We start from the raw sequence: 16,164 nt of genomic DNA, 5'->3' as shown, positions 1-16,164 counted from the left end.
TATGTCGTTGAATATTCATGAAGATGACTTACGCAGAGAAAGTTTACAGCAGGGTGAAAAGATCGGCTTTGAACGAGGAATACGCAAGGGCCGACGCGACGGCATCGCCGCGGGATCGTATCAAGCAAAGCGGGAAACGGCAAAGCTGATGGCTGAACGCAAGTACCCGCTCTCTGAGATTCGCCTTATGACCGGTCTTTCGGAAGCGGAAATTAAAAAACTGTAATAGTATTTGCTTTTCAAAAAGCTCGACATCCGGCCTTTTAGGTAAAAATTGATTTCCGTATATCAAGGACGGTTTTTACCGGGCAAAGATATCTGAAACCATAGTCATAAAAAAACGACCGCCCTTTCGGACGGCCGTTTTCGTTACATTACACTTGTACGATTTTTATGCGCTTTACGCGCAGTTTGCACATACGCCGATCAGAACGGGCGCTTGGCGAGGTAGTCGTACTCCTGCCACGTGCGCTTTGCGGCTGCAGTCGCTTTTTCGAGCAGCATATTCGCACGCTCAGGATTCGCGGCTTTCAGCGCTTTGAAGCGGCCTTCGGCGTACATATAGTCGGCAAGCTGATAGTTCGGTTCGCGCGAATCGAGCTGGAAGGGATTGAGTCCCTGCTCTTTGCGGCGCGGATCGTAGCGGTACAGCGGCCACAGTCCGCATTCGACCGCCTGCTTTTGCAGTTTCAAACCGTCGCTCATGTTGATCGTGTGGTTGATACAGTGCGAATAGGCGATGATGAGAGACGGACCGTCGTAGCTTTCGGCTTCGCGGATCGCTTTGATCGTCTGAGCGGCATTTGCGCCCATCGCAACCTTTGCGACGTAAATGTAGCCGTAGCTCATCGCGATCATACCCAAATCCTTTTTCGCGATGTCTTTTCCCGCCGCCGCGAATTTTGCAACCGCGCCGAAGGGCGTCGCTTTCGACATCTGACCGCCGGTATTCGAATACACTTCCGTATCGAGACAGAGGATATTGATATTGCGTCCCTGAGCGAGTACGTGATCGACGCCGCCGAAGCCGATATCGTAGCCCCAGCCGTCACCGCCGATAATCCAGTTGCTCTTTTTAATAAAGTGATCGGCAAGCGACAAAAGCTCTTTCGAAAGAGCGTCTTTTTTGTCTTTCAAAATCGCTTTCAGCGCCGCGACGTTTTTGCGCTGCGCTTCGATCGCCGCATCGTCGGTCTGCGTATTCGAAAGAAGTGCATCGATCTCTTTTGCGGCGATACCCTTTTCCTTCGCTTCGGCTGCAACTTCGCGCGCGTATTCGGCAAGTTTTTCCGCCGTAAGGCGCATACCGAAACCGAATTCCGCTGCATCTTCAAAAAGCGAGTTGCTCCACACGGGCCCCTGTCCGTTCGCATTCGTCGCATACGGCGTCGTCGGCAAATTGCCTCCGTAAATCGAAGAACAGCCTGTCGCGTTTGCGATCATCGCGCGGTCGCCGAAAAGCTGGCTCACCGTTTTGATATACGCCGTTTCACCGCAGCCCGCGCACGCGCCGCTGAATTCGAAGAGCGGCCGCTTCATCGAAAGACCTTTGGCCGATGCGAGGTTGAGCGTCGAAGCGTCCACTTCGGGCAAGCCGAGGAAGTAGTCCCATTTTTTGCTTTCGGCTTCTTTGTATTCGGGCGTAAAGAGTTCCATGTGCAGCGATTTTTTCGGCTGTGTCGGGCACGTATATACACACAGTCCGCATCCGGTACAGTCGTCGGCGGAAATGGCGAGTACGAATTTCTGTCCGGGCTTTGCAGGCTTCATCTCGGCGCTCTTGAATCCCGCCGGAGCTTTTGCCGCTTCCTCGTCGGTCATCGTTTTCATGCGGATACACGCGTGCGGACACACGAGAGCGCAGTTGCCGCACTGGATACACGTCGCTTCATCCCAGCACGCTACCCGTTCGGCGATACCGCGTTTTTCGTACTGCGTCGTCGCCGTGGGGAAAGTACCGTCGGCGGGCAGTTTGCTGACCGGCAGTTTGTCACCTTCCTGAGCGGCCATAGCGCCGAGCACGTTTTTGATAAAGGAATCGTTCGTGTTTTTCATCGCCGATTCCATGTGGAAATTGCCGCCGACCTTTTTGCCTTTGAGATCGACTTTTTCGACTGCGGCAAGCGCCATTTCGATCGTCGAAATGTTTTTGTTGACAACGTCCTGACCTTTTTTGCCGTAGGTTTTCGCGATGAATTTCTTCATGTATTCGACGGCGACGTCTTCTTTCAAAACGCCCGAAATCTTAAAGAACGCAGCGAGCATGACGATATTGATGCGGTTGCCCATGCCGGCTTTTTCCGCAATTTTAAACGCGTCGATGACGTAGAACTGCGCCTTTTTTGAGAGGATACGCTTTTGCTGTTCGACGGGGATCTCATCCCAAACATGCTCCTTATCGAAGCGGCTGTTGAGCAAAAAGATTCCGCCCTCTTTCAGATACTGGAGCATGTCGTACACGTCCATGTATGCGAATTTGTGACAGGCGAGGAAGTCGGCGGCCGTAATCAAATACGGGCGGCGGATCGTCCGCTTGCCGAAGCGCAGGTGCGACACCGTAATGCCGCCGGATTTTTTCGAGTCGTACGAAAAATACGCTTGAGCGTTGAGGTCGGGGCGCGCGTCGCCGATGATTTTGATTGCGATTTTATTCGCGCCGACCGTACCGTCGGAACCGAGTCCGTAGAACATCGCTTCGGTCATGCCCTGTTCGGCGATGAAAAAGTCGGGATCGTATTTCAGCGACGTCTTCGATACGTCGTCGTTGATGCCGATCGTAAAGTGATTTTTCACTTTGTCTTTCGCGTCGAGATTTTCGAAGCACGAAATGACCATCGCCGGCGTAAACTCTTTCGAGCCGATACCGTAGCGGCCGCCGATAATCTGCGCTTTGCGTCCGGCTTCTTCGAAAGCCGTGCACACGTCTTCGTAGAGCGGTTCTCCCAAAGAGCCGGGTTCTTTCGTGCGGTCGAGCACGACGATCTTTTTCGCCGTTTCCGGAATCGCTGCGAGGAATTTATCCGCCGCGAAGGGACGGTACAGGTGTACTTTTACGACGCCGACCTTTTTGCCTTTCTGTTTGCACAGATATTCGACCGTTTCGTGAGCCGTGTCCGCGCCCGATCCCATGATGATCATAACCGATTTCGCGTCTTTTGCGCCGACGTAATCGTAGAGTTTGTATTTGCGTCCGGTAAGCTTTGCGAATTTCGCCATTTCGCTCTGCACGATCGCCGGGACCGCTTTATAATAATTGTTGACCGCTTCGCGGCTCTGGAAGTACACGTCGGGATTTTGCGAGGTACCGCGGATTTCCGGACGCTCGGGATTTAAGCCGCGAGCGCGGTGTGCGCGCACGAGGTCGTCGTCGACCATGCCGCGCATCTGATCGAACGACACTTCATCGTATTTTTGGATTTCATGCGATGTTCGGAATCCGTCGAAAAAGTGCAAAAACGGAATGCGCGAACGGAGCGTCGCCGAATGCGCAATGACCGCCATATCCTGCGCTTCCTGCACGGAGTTCGACGCGAGCATAGCCCAGCCCGTTTGACGGCAAGCCATGACGTCCGAATGATCGCCGAAAATCGACAGGGCGCTCGTTGCGACGGCACGTGCCGCAATATGAAATACCGTGCTCGTCAATTCGCCCGCGATTTTGTACATATTCGGAATCATCAGGAGCAAGCCCTGCGAAGCCGTAAATGTGGAGCTCAGCGCACCCGCCGTCAGTGCACCGTGAACGGCGCCCGCAGCTCCCGCTTCCGATTGCATTTCGACAACCGTCGGCACCGTACCCCAAATATTTTTTTCGTTCTTCGCCGACAGATCGTCGGCAACCTCACCCATCGGGCTGGACGGAGTAATCGGATAAATCGAAATTACTTCGCTCAGCGCATGCGCAACGCGTCCGACCGCAGTGTTGGCGTCGAGCGTTACTTTCTGTTCTTCTGTTGCCATGGCAGCTTCCTTTGAAATGTATTGATTTGAAACGAGTATCAATTCGCACCGTCTATTTTACACCCGATGGCGGGGATTTGCAAGTATGCGAAACAAGCTTTGTCCCATCGAAGCTGCCGTTTAAAATTCTTTGTGCAGACGCGGCAGTTCCCGGATCCACACGTCCGCCATGTATGCGTAGCCCGAAGCGTTCGGATGAATGCCGTCTTTGCACATGAGCGAACGATAATCTTTCGCTTCGAGCATGGCCATGCGCATATCGATGTACTGGACACCGTGACTGAGGGCGTATTTTTCGATCGAAAGCGAATAGAGTTCGTGAGCACGGTACAATTCGAAGACATCGCCGGAGAGAAAGGCGTCGATGTTTTTTTTGTTTTGACCCGAGGTGATCGTTTTGTACCAGCGGTCGAGAACGAGCGGCGGCATCGTCATCAAAAGCGGGGTGATCTTGTGCGCGCGGAGCGTTTCGACCGCTTCATCGAGCATGCGCAAAAAGTCCGGGAGCGGGTTTCGAGGTTTGTGCGGAGCATCGGGGTTTTCGCTTATCGGCGTCCAATCGTAATCGCAGTCGTTGCCGCCGCTTTCGACGATACCGAGGTCGCAGCTCAAACCTTTTTCCATGTCGCGCTTGAGCGTGCGAAGCGCTTTATTGATGATGTTGCCGAATACGCTTTTATTGATGAGCGTAAAGCCGAGCTTTTTTTGAGCGAGGGCGAGACTGTTTTCTTCTTCAAGGATGTCAAAGCGGCTTTCGCTGTAACCGGTGACCGCCCCTTTTAATATCGAATCTCCCCAGACCGCTATCGTGTGTATTCCGTTTTCCATACTGCGCTTCAGACGATGATGCCCTTGGTCGAAGGAATCTCTCCGCGCCTTCGAACGTCGAGCTCGACGGCGCTCCGTATCGCGCGGGAAGCGGCTTTAAACATCGCTTCAATTTTGTGGTGATCGCTTCTGCCGCGAATCGTGTCCAAATGCAGATTGCATTTTGCGCCTCCGACAAAGCCCTGCCAAAAATCTTCAACGCAGTCCGTTTGAAAGCTCGCTTCTTTTCCGTCATCGCCGAGCGACACGAGGGGTATGCCCGAAATTTTTCCGTCGAAGACGAGGTAGGAACGTCCTCCGAAATCGACTGCGGCACGCGAAAGCGTTTCGTCCATCGGATAGATAAAAAATCCCGAACGCGAGATACCGGCGCAGTCGCCGAGCGCTTTTGCGAAACAGCTTCCGAGCACGATACCCGTATCTTCGATGAGGTGATGCTGATCGACGTTCAAATCGCCTGAAAGCCTGCCGCTCAAATCGAAGAGGCCGTGTTTGCAAAAAGAGCGCAGCATGTGATCGAAAAATCCTATCGGATTTTCTACCGTGTATTTTCCGCTCCCGTCGAGGTCGAGGGTGAGCGCTATCCGCGTTTCGCCCGTGTTCCGTTCTATCGATGCGATTCGTCCTGCCATAGCACGCTCCGTGATTTGTTAATTATTAATTTATGCCAGCACTTTCCGAAGCTCGTATTCGAGGATATCGACCGCACCGAGTTTTTTCAGTTTCGGCAAAAGGAGCGGCACTTCGGATTTATCGACCGCAATTTTGACTGCGTAGCCGTCATCCCCGTACAGCGGAGAAACGGTCGGGCTTTTCATCGCGGGAATCTCTTTGATGAGCGTATCGAAAATGTCTTTTGCGCAGTTCATTTCGAGCATCACTTTGTTCCGCGCATTGAGCACCGCTTCGAAGAGCATTTTCAGTTCGTCGATCTTTTGCTTTTTTTGCGGATCGGCGAGCGCCGTCTTCGATGCGAAAAAACACGTCGAGCTTTTCAAAATCGTGTCGACGATGCGGAGCCCGTTTTCCTGCAGCGTGCGCCCCGTCGCCGTATTGTCGATGATCATGTCGGCATCGTCGGGCGGGAACACTTCAGTCGCGCCGTATGTCCGCACGATGATACTGTTGATTTTTTTGCTTTCGAGCCACTTGCGCGCGATCTGCTCGTATTCGGTTGCGACGACGACGCGCTTCGTTTGAAGCGTGTGATCGTCGAGCGCGTTCGGCACTGCCGCGACGATGCGCACTTTGTCGAAGCCCAAGTCCATGATCTCTTCGACATCGGCTTTCGTCTCTTCGATCCAGTCGCGGCCGGTAAAGCCCGCATCGTGAGAACCCAGTTCGAGCAGTTTGCCGATGTTCTGCGGCTTCATCACTTTCGCTTCCAAATCGCTTTGATTGACGATGGGGCGGTACGCGCGTTCGGGCAAATCGACTTTGATGCCCGCGCCGCTTAAGAGGCCGACGACGTTTTCGTATATCCTTCCTTTCGGAAGGAGCAGTTTTAATTTTTCCATAGATTTTAAACTATAGCCGAAAGGCTCGGATAAATCAATCATTCGTGCGCGCGCGTGCAGGTTTTATCACGTTACATCATTCGTCGATTGTCTGTCAAAACGGAGAGACGGAGCTGTTTCAAAAGTCGGGGACAATCCCATGCGAAAAAAGAACCGCAGCGAAGACGATCGCATCTCCGCTGCGGGTAAGATCACGCTGCTGCGCAATGCGCGCGGCTGCTTTTAGAAGTCGATGTCTTTGCCGTAGTATGCAGCAAGGTAAATCTTTTTAATATCGGCAGGCGATGTTTTTCTCGGATTGGTAAGCGTACACGCATCGTTGAATGCCCGCTCGCTCATCAGATCCAATACTTTGAGGAATGCATCTTCGGGGATGACGGTGTTTTTGCCTTCTTGAATCGTGCGCGTAATGCCGACCTTTCTGTTTAAAGCCGTCACCGCTTTTGCGATATCATCTATGCCCAAAGCGCCTTCCAATTTACTGTAGCGGTCGGTTTCCTTTCTGTTGTAGTCGATGATGTACGGAAGCATGATGGCGTTCGCCTCTCCGTGTGTCAAATGAAATTCTCCGCCGATTTTATGCGCCATAGAATGCACGATGCCTAGCGAACAGTTGCTGAACGCGATACCCGCAACGGTAGATGCCGTATGCATCTTTCCGCGCGCTTCCATATCGCCGCCGTTTGCGACTGCCCGTTCGAGATATTCGAATACGAGCCGGATCGCTTCGAGCGCATAGGGATCGGTGTAATCGTCATGGGCGGTCGAAACGTACGCTTCGATCGCATGCGTCATAACGTCCATACCGGTTTGCGCCGTAACGAGCGGCGGCATCTTTGCCGGAATTCTATCGTCGACGATGGCGATGTCGGGGATGATATCGGGACTGACCAAAGGATATTTGATATTTTTTTCTCTGTCGGTGATAACGGAAAATGCCGTGATTTCGGACGCCGTACCGGACGTGGACGGGATGCCGATCAGTTTTGCTTTTGTCCGCAGCTTCGGAAATTTGAATGCGACCAAATCGTCGAAATTATAGCCGGGATATTCGTAATACACCCACATGATTTTGGCTGCGTCCATCGAAGAGCCGCCGCCCAATGCGATGATCCAGTCGGGTTTGAATTCGGCCATCTTTGCTCCGCCGTCTTTACAGGTTTTAATGGAAGGATCGGGTTCGACGCCGTCTATGACTTCCACCTGCATTCCCGCTTTTTCCAAATAGCCTTTAGCTTCATCGATGAATCCGAATTTTTTCATCGAGCTTCCGCCGGTGACTATGACCGCTTTTTTCCCTTCCAACGTGGAAAGGAACTCCAATGCACCTGCGCCGTGGACGATCCTGTTGGGGATACTGAACGTTGCGTACTTCATATTACCTCCTGGTTTGTATATGAGCTGAAAGCGGCGCCGATGCAGGCGTCTCTTCCAGCGTTCTTCCGTGTAGCCGTATATATGTATTCGATTGATTTCGTCCCATTTATCATAGTGATCTGCGATTGTTTAGTAAAGATTAAAACGGTATAATTTTTTGAAATCTGCGGCGGCATATCGCATTTTTATTTGGAGACAGCTGTATGGGTAAAATCGCGTGGTCAAAAATTTTCGGAACGTATGAAGCGCCTGAATGGATGAAGACGATCGGTCGTTTCTTTTTCCGCAATAAAGCCGGATTTAAAAAAGCGCGGAAAATCGCTCTCATTTCGCTCGCATCCCTTGTCGGCCTCATCGTGCTCGCCGTCGCGGGTTTGTTTGCATGGGCCTTTATCTCGTCGAAGATGCCGCTTAAAATGGAAATCGGTTATTCGGTCGAAGAGCCGGACTTGCTTGAAAAAGCAAAAGATCCGCTCGTCGTTTCATTCAACGGTTCCGCGGCGAAAATCGACGATGCCGATAAAATCATTGCCGGCGGCATAACGATGAAACCCGATATGGTAGGCGACTGGCGATGGATCGGTTCCGACGAACTCGTCTTTACGCCTTCCGAGCCGTGGCCGCTCGGCACGCAGTATCAGATTTCGTTTTCGAAAAAAGATTTTGCAGACCACGTTAAAATCCGTTCGTATACGGCAAAATTTTCAACCGACGATTTTTATGCGGAAATCGAAGATGAGGAATTCTGCATCGACGCCGCCGACCCCGCAAAAAAATATATCTCTTTTTCGCTTCGTGCGAATTTTCCGATAAACTCCGACGGCATAGAAAAGCTCGTCTCGCTTTCTCCCGATATGAAAAATCCGAAAAGCGGTACTTTCGAAAAACGCAGCTATACGGTCACGGCAGGTTTGAGCGACGATAAGCGCACGGCGTTTTTTGCATCCGAACCGCTCGGCGTGCCTGCAAAAGACGTAACGATGAACATCGCGATTGCAGCGGGAATCAAATCGGCTTCGGGCGGATCGCCTTTGAAAAAGATGACGGCTTCGGTTACCGTTCCCGGCTCTTCAAGCTATGCCAAAATCGAATCGATAGATTTTACCCTTGTCAAAAACGACGCGCAGGAATACGAGCAGGTGATCGCGATCGAAACGACGGCGAAGATAAGCGCCGATAATTTGCAAAGCGCGCTTTCGGTATACGAGCTGCCGCAGGATAAACCTGCAGAACCGGGCAGACGCGGCGAAAAAGATTACGAGTGGTACAGCGAAGAAGAAGTTACCGACACCGTTATTAAAAACAGTAAAGCGCTTTCGTTTACGGCGCTGCCGTCGGAACTCGAATACGATACGATGCATTCGTTTGTAATCGATGCGAAGCCGGGCACGTATCTGTACGTCGCGGTAAAAGACGGCGCAAAATTTTACGGCGATTATTATCTGACCGATCCTCACGGAGAAGTCGTAAAGGTGCGCTCCTATCCGAAAGAGACGACGATTTTATCGGACGGTACGATCATTTCGATGCGCGGCAGCAAAAAGATTCCGGTACTCACGCGCGGCGTCGACAAAGTATACTACACGGTGTGGCGCATGCAGAGCGACGAAATCAATCACATCGCGTCGATGTCGAACGGCGATATGAAAAATTTTTCGTTCAACTACGACTATATCTTCAATCAAAACAATGTGAGTGCGGTCTATCGTTCCGACGCTTCGGTCGCTGCGATAAGCGCGAAAAAACCGTCGTACACGAACTTCGATTTTTCAGGCTATTTGAATTCGATCCCGTCGCAGCATCTCAAATACGGTCTCTTTTTGTTCCGCGTGTCAAGCGAAAAAAACGGGCACGGCGACGAGCGGCTCATCCTCGTAACCGATCAGGGTATCATCGTTAAAAAAAATGCCGACAAAACCTGCGACGTATTCGTGCAGTCGATTGCGACGGGACGGCCACTTGCGGGTTCTGAAATAAGAGTCGTCGCGCTCAACGGCGACACGCTCGCTTCGGGCATTACGGCATCCGACGGTCACGTAACCCTCCCTGCTCTTTCGACGAACCGCAGCGAACATCGCCCCGTCGCCTACACTGCGATAAACGGAGGCGACTTCGCATTTATGCCGTATGCCGATTACGGACGTTCGCTCGATTATTCGGATTTCAATACGGGCGGCGAATACGGCGCGCTCGACCCCGATGCGATTCACACCTATATTTTTTCCGACCGCGGCATCTACCGGCCGGGAGATACGGCAAAGCTCGGTCTCATCGTCAAAGCGGGAAATTGGGCGAAGAGCCTTGCGGGCACTCCTCTCGCTTACGTCGTTACGGATCCGAACGGCACGGAGATAGTCGATAAAGAATTCGCGCTCAACGACGCGGGCTTTGAAGAAATCAAATTCTCCACGCAGTCCTATTCTCCGACCGGCGAATACAACGTTTCCGCATATTTCAGAAAACAGCGTTCCGACGGAAAAATCGAACGCGTTTTCCTCGGAAACGAAACGGTCAAAGTCGAAGAGTTTTTACCGGATACGCTTTCGATTTCGACGGCTTTCGACCCGCTTCCGGCTTCAGGCTGGATCCGGCCGGCAAAGCTTACGGGCGTCGTAAAGCTGAGAAACCTCTTCGGTACGGTCGCGGCGGGCAATAAAGTTTCGGCGGAGATTTCTCTCGCTCCGGGATATATGCGCTTTCCGCAGTACCGCGGATACGTATTTTCCGATCCGTATACCGGAAAAGATTCGTATACGGAAACGCTCGACGAAAAGACGACCGACGATGAGGGACGGGCGGAGTTTGCGATCGACGTCGAAAAATTTGCCAAAGCATCGTACCGCATGACCTTCACAGCCGACGGTTACGAAAAAGGCAGCGGCCGCGCGGTCTCTTCGCAGTCGTCGGTGTACGTTTCTCCGCTCGAATATCTCATCGGCGTAAAAGCCGACGGCGATCTTTCGTACATCAAAAAGGATTCGGCGCGCGAACTGACGCTCATCGCAGTCGGCCCCGACCTCAAACAGAGAGCAGTGTCGGGAGTCGAACTTGCCGTCACGGAAAACCGCTACGTGTCCGTACTCGTCAAACAGCCGAACGGCGCGTATAAATATCAATCGGTAAAAAAAGAATATCCGGTATTTACGAAAACGGTTACGATCCCCGAAGCGGGATTGAAATATCGGCTGCCCGTTTCGGATGAAGGCGATTTTACGTTGACGCTGAAAAACGGTGCAGGTCTCGAATTTAATAAAACGCCGTATTCCGTTATCGGCGAAAAGAATTTGCAGCGAAGTCTGTCGCGTACCGCGGAGCTCGAAGTAAAGATGGAAAAAAGCGATTTCCGTCCGGGAGAAACGGCGCAGATTTTTATCAAAGCGCCGTATGCGGGAAGCGGTCTCATCGCCGTCGAACGCGATAAAGTGTATACGTACAAATGGTTCCGTTCCGACGGTGCGTCCTCTCTGCAGTCGATTGCGATTCCGCAGGGACTTGAAGGAAACGGCTATATCACGATCATGTACGCGCGCTCCTACGACTCCGAAGAAATCTACATGAGTCCCTTCTGCTATGCGGCCGTTCCGTTTTCGGTCAGCCTCGAACGGCGTACAAACGAAATCACGCTCGACGTAGCGCGTGAAGCGAAGCCCGGAACCGATTACACGATTTCGTATTCGAGTAAGAGGCCGGGAAAAATCGTCGTCATGGCGATCGACGAAGGCATTTTGCAAGTTGCGCGCTATAAAACGCCCGATCCGCTTGCATACTTTTTTAAAAAGCGCGCGCTCGAAGTTTCGACGTCTCAAGTGCTCGATTTGGTTTTGCCCGAATACAATATCCTCCGTACGCTCGCTGCAGCAGGCGGCGGCGAAGACTACGATCTGCTCGCGCACAATTTGAATCCGTTTAAGCGAAAACAAAACGAGCCGGTCGCTTATTGGTCGGGCATCGTCGACACGGGACCCCAAAAGAGAAACCTTACCTACCGCATTCCCGATTACTTCAACGGAAGCCTCCGCGTTATGGCCGTCGCCGTATCGTCCGAGGCGATAGGCGTCGCACAGGCGTCGTCGGAGATAAAAGACACTTACGTCATCGTGCCGAATGCTCCGACTTTCGCGTCCCCCGGAGATACTTTCGACATATCGGTGACGGTAACGAACAACGATAAGGGTTCGGGCAGCGATGCATCCGTCGTGCTCAGCGCCGTTCCGACCGCTCACTTTTCGATCATATCCGCGCAGTCGGTAACGCTCAAAATTCCCGAAGGACGGGATGCGACGGCGACGTTCGGCATAAAAACGAATGACGTACTCGGAGCTGCGGATATCGCATTTACTGCAAAGGGCGCTTCGCATTCGTCGCGCATCACTTCCTCGATGTGCGTCCGTCCGTCCATGCCGTATCAAGTGCGGCTTACGAGCGGGCGTGTCACAAAAGACAAAGCGAGCGTCGACGTCGATAAAAAAATGTACAACGAATACGCGACACGGGAAATCGCGCTTTCGTATCTGCCGAGCGGACTGGCAAAAGGTTTGCAGTTTTATCTCGAAAAATATCCGTACGGCTGTTCGGAGCAGCAAGTGAGCATGGCCTATCCGTACCTGTTCCCCGACTTGCTCAAAGAGTCGGGCAAAACGAAAGCGGACGCTCAGGAAGCGATCGACAACGTCGTCGCAGCACTTCAGTCGAGACAAAAGTCGGACGGTTCGATCGGATTTTGGACGCACCGTTCGGAAAGCTGGGCTGCACTCGACGCATACTGTGCAATGTTTTTAACCGACGCGCGCGAAAACGGTTATTACGTCCCCGACGTGTTTTTTAACAATCTGCTCGGCGTTTTGAAAAAGAGGGCGGCCGACACGGACGGCGGCGTATACGGCCGCGCGTTCTGCGTTTACGTGCTCACGCGGAACGAAACGGTGACGACGGATTATATCAATTCTCTGCGCAAAGATATGGATCGCGACGATAAAGCTTCCGTCGCGGGCGTTTTCCTCGCCGCATCGTATAAAATGCTCGGCATGGCGTCGGAAGGCGAAAAGCTCGTTTCACGCGTAAAACGCGGCGTCAAAACGGCCGATACCATCGGCTTTTTCGAAGATGACTTGTATTTCAAATCGGCGTACCTCTACCTCATTTCGGAATATTATCCCGAAAAACTTTCCGCCGTTTCCGCACATCTGCTCGAATCGATCGAAGACGAAATCGTTCACCGCCGTTACGCATCCCTTTCGGCCGCGATGACGCTCATCGCGATAAAAAGCTATCTCGCGGCAATGCCCACATCTGAAACGGGAAAATTTACCGTTGCCGAAGAATCGGGCAAAACGACGAAGACTCTTACACCGCAGGGCGAAAAAGTCTTTACCGCCGAGTTCTCTTCCGATGCGCAAAAGCTTCGCTTGACGAACGAGGAAAAGACGAATCTCTTTTATCAAGTGACGCAGGGCGGATTTTTGCACGATATCCCCTCAGGCGAAACGAAAGACGGCATCGAAGTGTACCGCGAATTTGTCGATGCGAACGGCAAAAAAATCGATGCGGTAAAACTCGGCGATGAAGTGACGGTAAAAGTGAACGTCCGTTCGACGAAAAACAAATCGATACGCAACGTCGCCGTCGTCGATATGCTGCCGTGCGGTTTGGAAGCTGATATCGCGTCCGTACGCGAAAGCGATACCGGCTGGAAACCCGATTACGTCGACATACGCGAAGACCGCATCGTGCTCTTCGGAACTGTGACGCAGGAACTTAAAACGTTCACGTACAAAGTGCGAGCCGTCAACTCAGGGAAGTACACGGTGCCGCCGCTCTTTGCCGAAGCGATGTACGACGGCACGCAGCGCGCGCTCCGTCCGCAAAAAAGCATAACGATCTCCGATAAATGAAAAAGCGTCATGCGGCAGCTCTCGGCATTGCAGGCTTGCTGCTGCTTTTTTGCGTTGTCGATGTCGTCCGCAGCAAAGCGAACGGCATCCTCGACGGCATCTCATTTTCCGGCGCCTATGCCGACCGGAACGGAAAACTTCTCCGCGTATACCTCACTCCGGACGAACGCTTTCGCATTTATAAACCCGTTACGGAATTTCCGAAAGAATTTCTCGAAGCGCTTTTGCTTCGGGAAGACCGGCGCTTTTACGCGCATCACGGCATCAATCCCGCATCCCTCATACGCGCGGGCTGGGAAACCTACGTAAAGCGATCGCGCGTTATAGGCGCGTCGACGATTACGATGCAGACGGCAAAATTGAAATACCGTCTGTATACGCGAAGCATTCCCGGAAAACTCGCGCAGATTTTTTTAGCGCTCCGTCTCGAAGTTTTGTATTCGAAACAGGACATACTCGACGCGTACGTCAACCTTGCACCCTGCGGAAAAAACATCGAGGGCTTCGAAGCGGCTTCTTATTATTTTTTCGGAAAGAGCATCGAAAAGACGGATCTGCCGCAGCGCCTCATGCTCTGCGTACTTCCGCAAAATCCCGCAAAGCGATGTCCCTCCGCATCTCATGTCCCGGACGAACTCATCGACGCGAGACTCTCGCTTTTCGACGAATGGATAAAGGAACGTCCGGCGGCGAGCGGCGAGCGCTCTTTCGTCGCATCTCACCCTCAGCTCGTCTGCGCTTTTCCCGACGAAGCGCCGCACTATACCCGCATGCTCGAATTGCAAAGACCGTATCGCACACATCCGCAAAAAATTATTAAGACTACAATCGATTCGAATTTGCAGGAACTCGTTGAATCGCGCATCCGCTTTTTTATCAACCGAAAGCGGCATTTGGGCATTACGAACGCCGCGGTTCTCCTCGCAGATTCCGAAACGATGGAAGTGCTTGCGGCAGTCGGTTCGGCACGTTTTTACGACGACGCCATTCAGGGGCAGGTCGACGGAAACATTGCAAAGCGTTCGCCCGGCTCCGCGCTGAAACCTTTTATATACGCGCTCGCCCTCGATCAGGGGATCATCCATTACGGCACGATGCTCAAAGATACGCCCTCGAGCTTCAGCGAATATACGCCTGACAACTACGGCAATACATTTAAAGGCCCGATAAAAGCGTGGCAGGCGCTTACGGAAAGCCGCAATATCCCCGCAATAACGCTCGCACGGAAATTGAAAAATCCCGACCTCTACGATTTTTTAGCGGACGCGGGCATCTCCGCTCTCAAAGCGAAGGACAGCTACGGGCTTTCGATCGTACTCGGAAGCGCGGACGTAACGCCCTTCGAACTTACGACGCTGTACGCTTCTCTCGTAAACGGAGGCACGGAGCGGCCGCTTAAAACGGTTATGAGCGAAAGCCGTGCGGCAATCGACGACGCATTAACAATTAATAATTTTAAAGAGCATAAACTGTTTTCGCCCGAAGCTGCATTTATCGTGTGCAAAATGCTCGAGCAGAATCCTCCGCCCGTCGAAGCAAGACCTGCCGAAGCGAAAGCCGTTCCTATCGCTTACAAAACGGGAACGTCCGTCGGCTTCCGCGATTCGTGGACGGCGGGCTTTTTCGGCAAGTACGTGATGTGCGTGTGGATAGGAAATTTCGACGGCGTCGGAAACAATGCGTTTCTCGGACGCAGTGCCGCAGCTCCTCTTTTTTTTGCGATCGCCGACAGTATGATCGCGTCGGGCAGAGTCGGCGTATCCTTGAAGTTTCCGCCTGAGGGAGTGACGAAGATACGCGTGTGTTCCGTGTCGGGCGCCGTTCCGACCGACGACTGCCCGCATACCGAAGAAGCGTGGTTTATCCCCGGAGTGTCGCCGATAGCGAAGTGCCGCATTCATCGGAAGATAACGATCGACACGAGAAGCGGCTACCGCACCGACGAAACCGGAAAGCCGTACTGCAAAGAAGTCGTGCGCGAATTTTGGCCGAGCGATTTACAGGCGCTTTTTGCCGAAGCGGGACTCCCGCGGCTTTCTCCTCCCGATTATCCGCCCGAGCAAAGCAAAAGCGGTTTATACAAAAGCGGCTATCCGCCGGAAATACGCTCGCCTCTCAAACATACCGAATACGTGTTCCGCTCCTCCGATCCCGCGCGCAGTACCATCGTTTTGAGCGCATCCGCCGATGCCGATACGAAAGAATTGTTTTGGTTTTCGGGCGCGTCGTTTATCTGCAAAAGTGCGCCGGGCGAAAAATACGAATGGCGACCCGCTCCCGGCATTTACGAACTCACCGTTGCCGACGGCAAAGGCAGAAGCGATTCTTGTACGGTAAAGATTCAAAGCGCGGACTAGAGCTTGTGCCGCAGTCGTCGGCGAAGTGCCATGTGCCGCATGCAATCGACGCGATGCGTAAATCCATTTTTATCTAAACGGCAACATGGAGTTTTGAAAAGCAAATACCCTCACAGTTTTTTAATTTCCGCTTCCGAAAGGCCGGTCGCTTTTGATATCGCTTCAAGACTCAGCTGCATACCAGATAAAATTTTTGCCGTTTCGCGTTTTGCCTGATATGAGCCCTTGGCGATG

General features: G+C 52.5%; 7 protein-coding genes and 1 pseudogene. 3 read left to right on the top strand and 5 right to left on the bottom strand.

Going from position 1 to position 16,164, the window contains the following annotated elements:
* Positions 1-226, top strand: a pseudogene (locus HMPREF0860_RS13880) (Rpn family recombination-promoting nuclease/putative transposase); the annotation flags it as partial.
* 200 nt (positions 227-426) lie between these two features.
* Here HMPREF0860_RS13880 and nifJ read toward each other — a convergent pair.
* The 5 genes from nifJ to HMPREF0860_RS02680 form a co-directional block, all read right to left on the bottom strand.
* Positions 427-3,960 (bottom strand): pyruvate:ferredoxin (flavodoxin) oxidoreductase, encoded by a 3,534-nt coding sequence (nifJ, locus tag HMPREF0860_RS02700; RefSeq protein WP_021495473.1) that lies wholly within the window; start codon positions 3,958-3,960, stop codon positions 427-429.
* Positions 3,961-4,080: 120 nt separating this feature from the next.
* Positions 4,081-4,788 (bottom strand): SGNH/GDSL hydrolase family protein, encoded by a 708-nt coding sequence (locus HMPREF0860_RS02695; RefSeq protein ID WP_021331678.1) that lies wholly within the window; start codon positions 4,786-4,788, stop codon positions 4,081-4,083.
* Between the two features lie 8 nt (positions 4,789-4,796).
* Positions 4,797-5,420 carry an imidazoleglycerol-phosphate dehydratase gene (locus HMPREF0860_RS02690; protein WP_021331670.1) on the bottom strand — a complete coding sequence of 208 codons (624 nt, stop codon included), beginning with the start codon at positions 5,418-5,420 and terminating at the stop codon, positions 4,797-4,799.
* Positions 5,421-5,450: 30 nt separating this feature from the next.
* Positions 5,451-6,305, bottom strand: a complete 855-nt coding sequence (hisG, locus tag HMPREF0860_RS02685) for an ATP phosphoribosyltransferase (protein WP_038082003.1) — start codon at positions 6,303-6,305, stop codon at positions 5,451-5,453.
* Positions 6,306-6,527: 222 nt separating this feature from the next.
* The gene (locus HMPREF0860_RS02680; RefSeq protein WP_021331662.1) at positions 6,528-7,682 is read right to left on the bottom strand and encodes an iron-containing alcohol dehydrogenase; all 1,155 of its coding nucleotides are present in this window, start codon (positions 7,680-7,682) and stop codon (positions 6,528-6,530) included.
* 203 nt (positions 7,683-7,885) lie between these two features.
* Here HMPREF0860_RS02680 and HMPREF0860_RS02675 point away from each other — a divergent pair, with 203 nt between their 5' ends.
* Together HMPREF0860_RS02675 and pbpC are read left to right on the top strand one after the other, a co-directional pair.
* A complete protein-coding gene (locus HMPREF0860_RS02675; RefSeq protein ID WP_021331680.1) occupies positions 7,886-13,573 on the top strand; it encodes an alpha-2-macroglobulin family protein in 5,688 nt (1,895 codons plus the stop codon).
* Complete coding sequence (pbpC, locus tag HMPREF0860_RS02670) at positions 13,570-15,930, top strand: penicillin-binding protein 1C (RefSeq protein ID WP_021495472.1); 2,361 nt, start codon at positions 13,570-13,572, stop codon at positions 15,928-15,930. The genes HMPREF0860_RS02675 and pbpC overlap by 4 nt, the downstream gene beginning before the upstream one ends.
* Positions 15,931-16,164 lie beyond the last annotated feature (234 nt).

Source organism: Treponema socranskii subsp. socranskii VPI DR56BR1116 = ATCC 35536, from assembly GCF_000468115.1.
GTDB classification, from domain to species: Bacteria; Spirochaetota; Spirochaetia; order Treponematales; family Treponemataceae; genus Treponema_D; species Treponema_D socranskii.
Note: the sequence above shows the minus strand (reverse complement) of the source record. Positions and strands in the feature narration are given on the sequence as shown.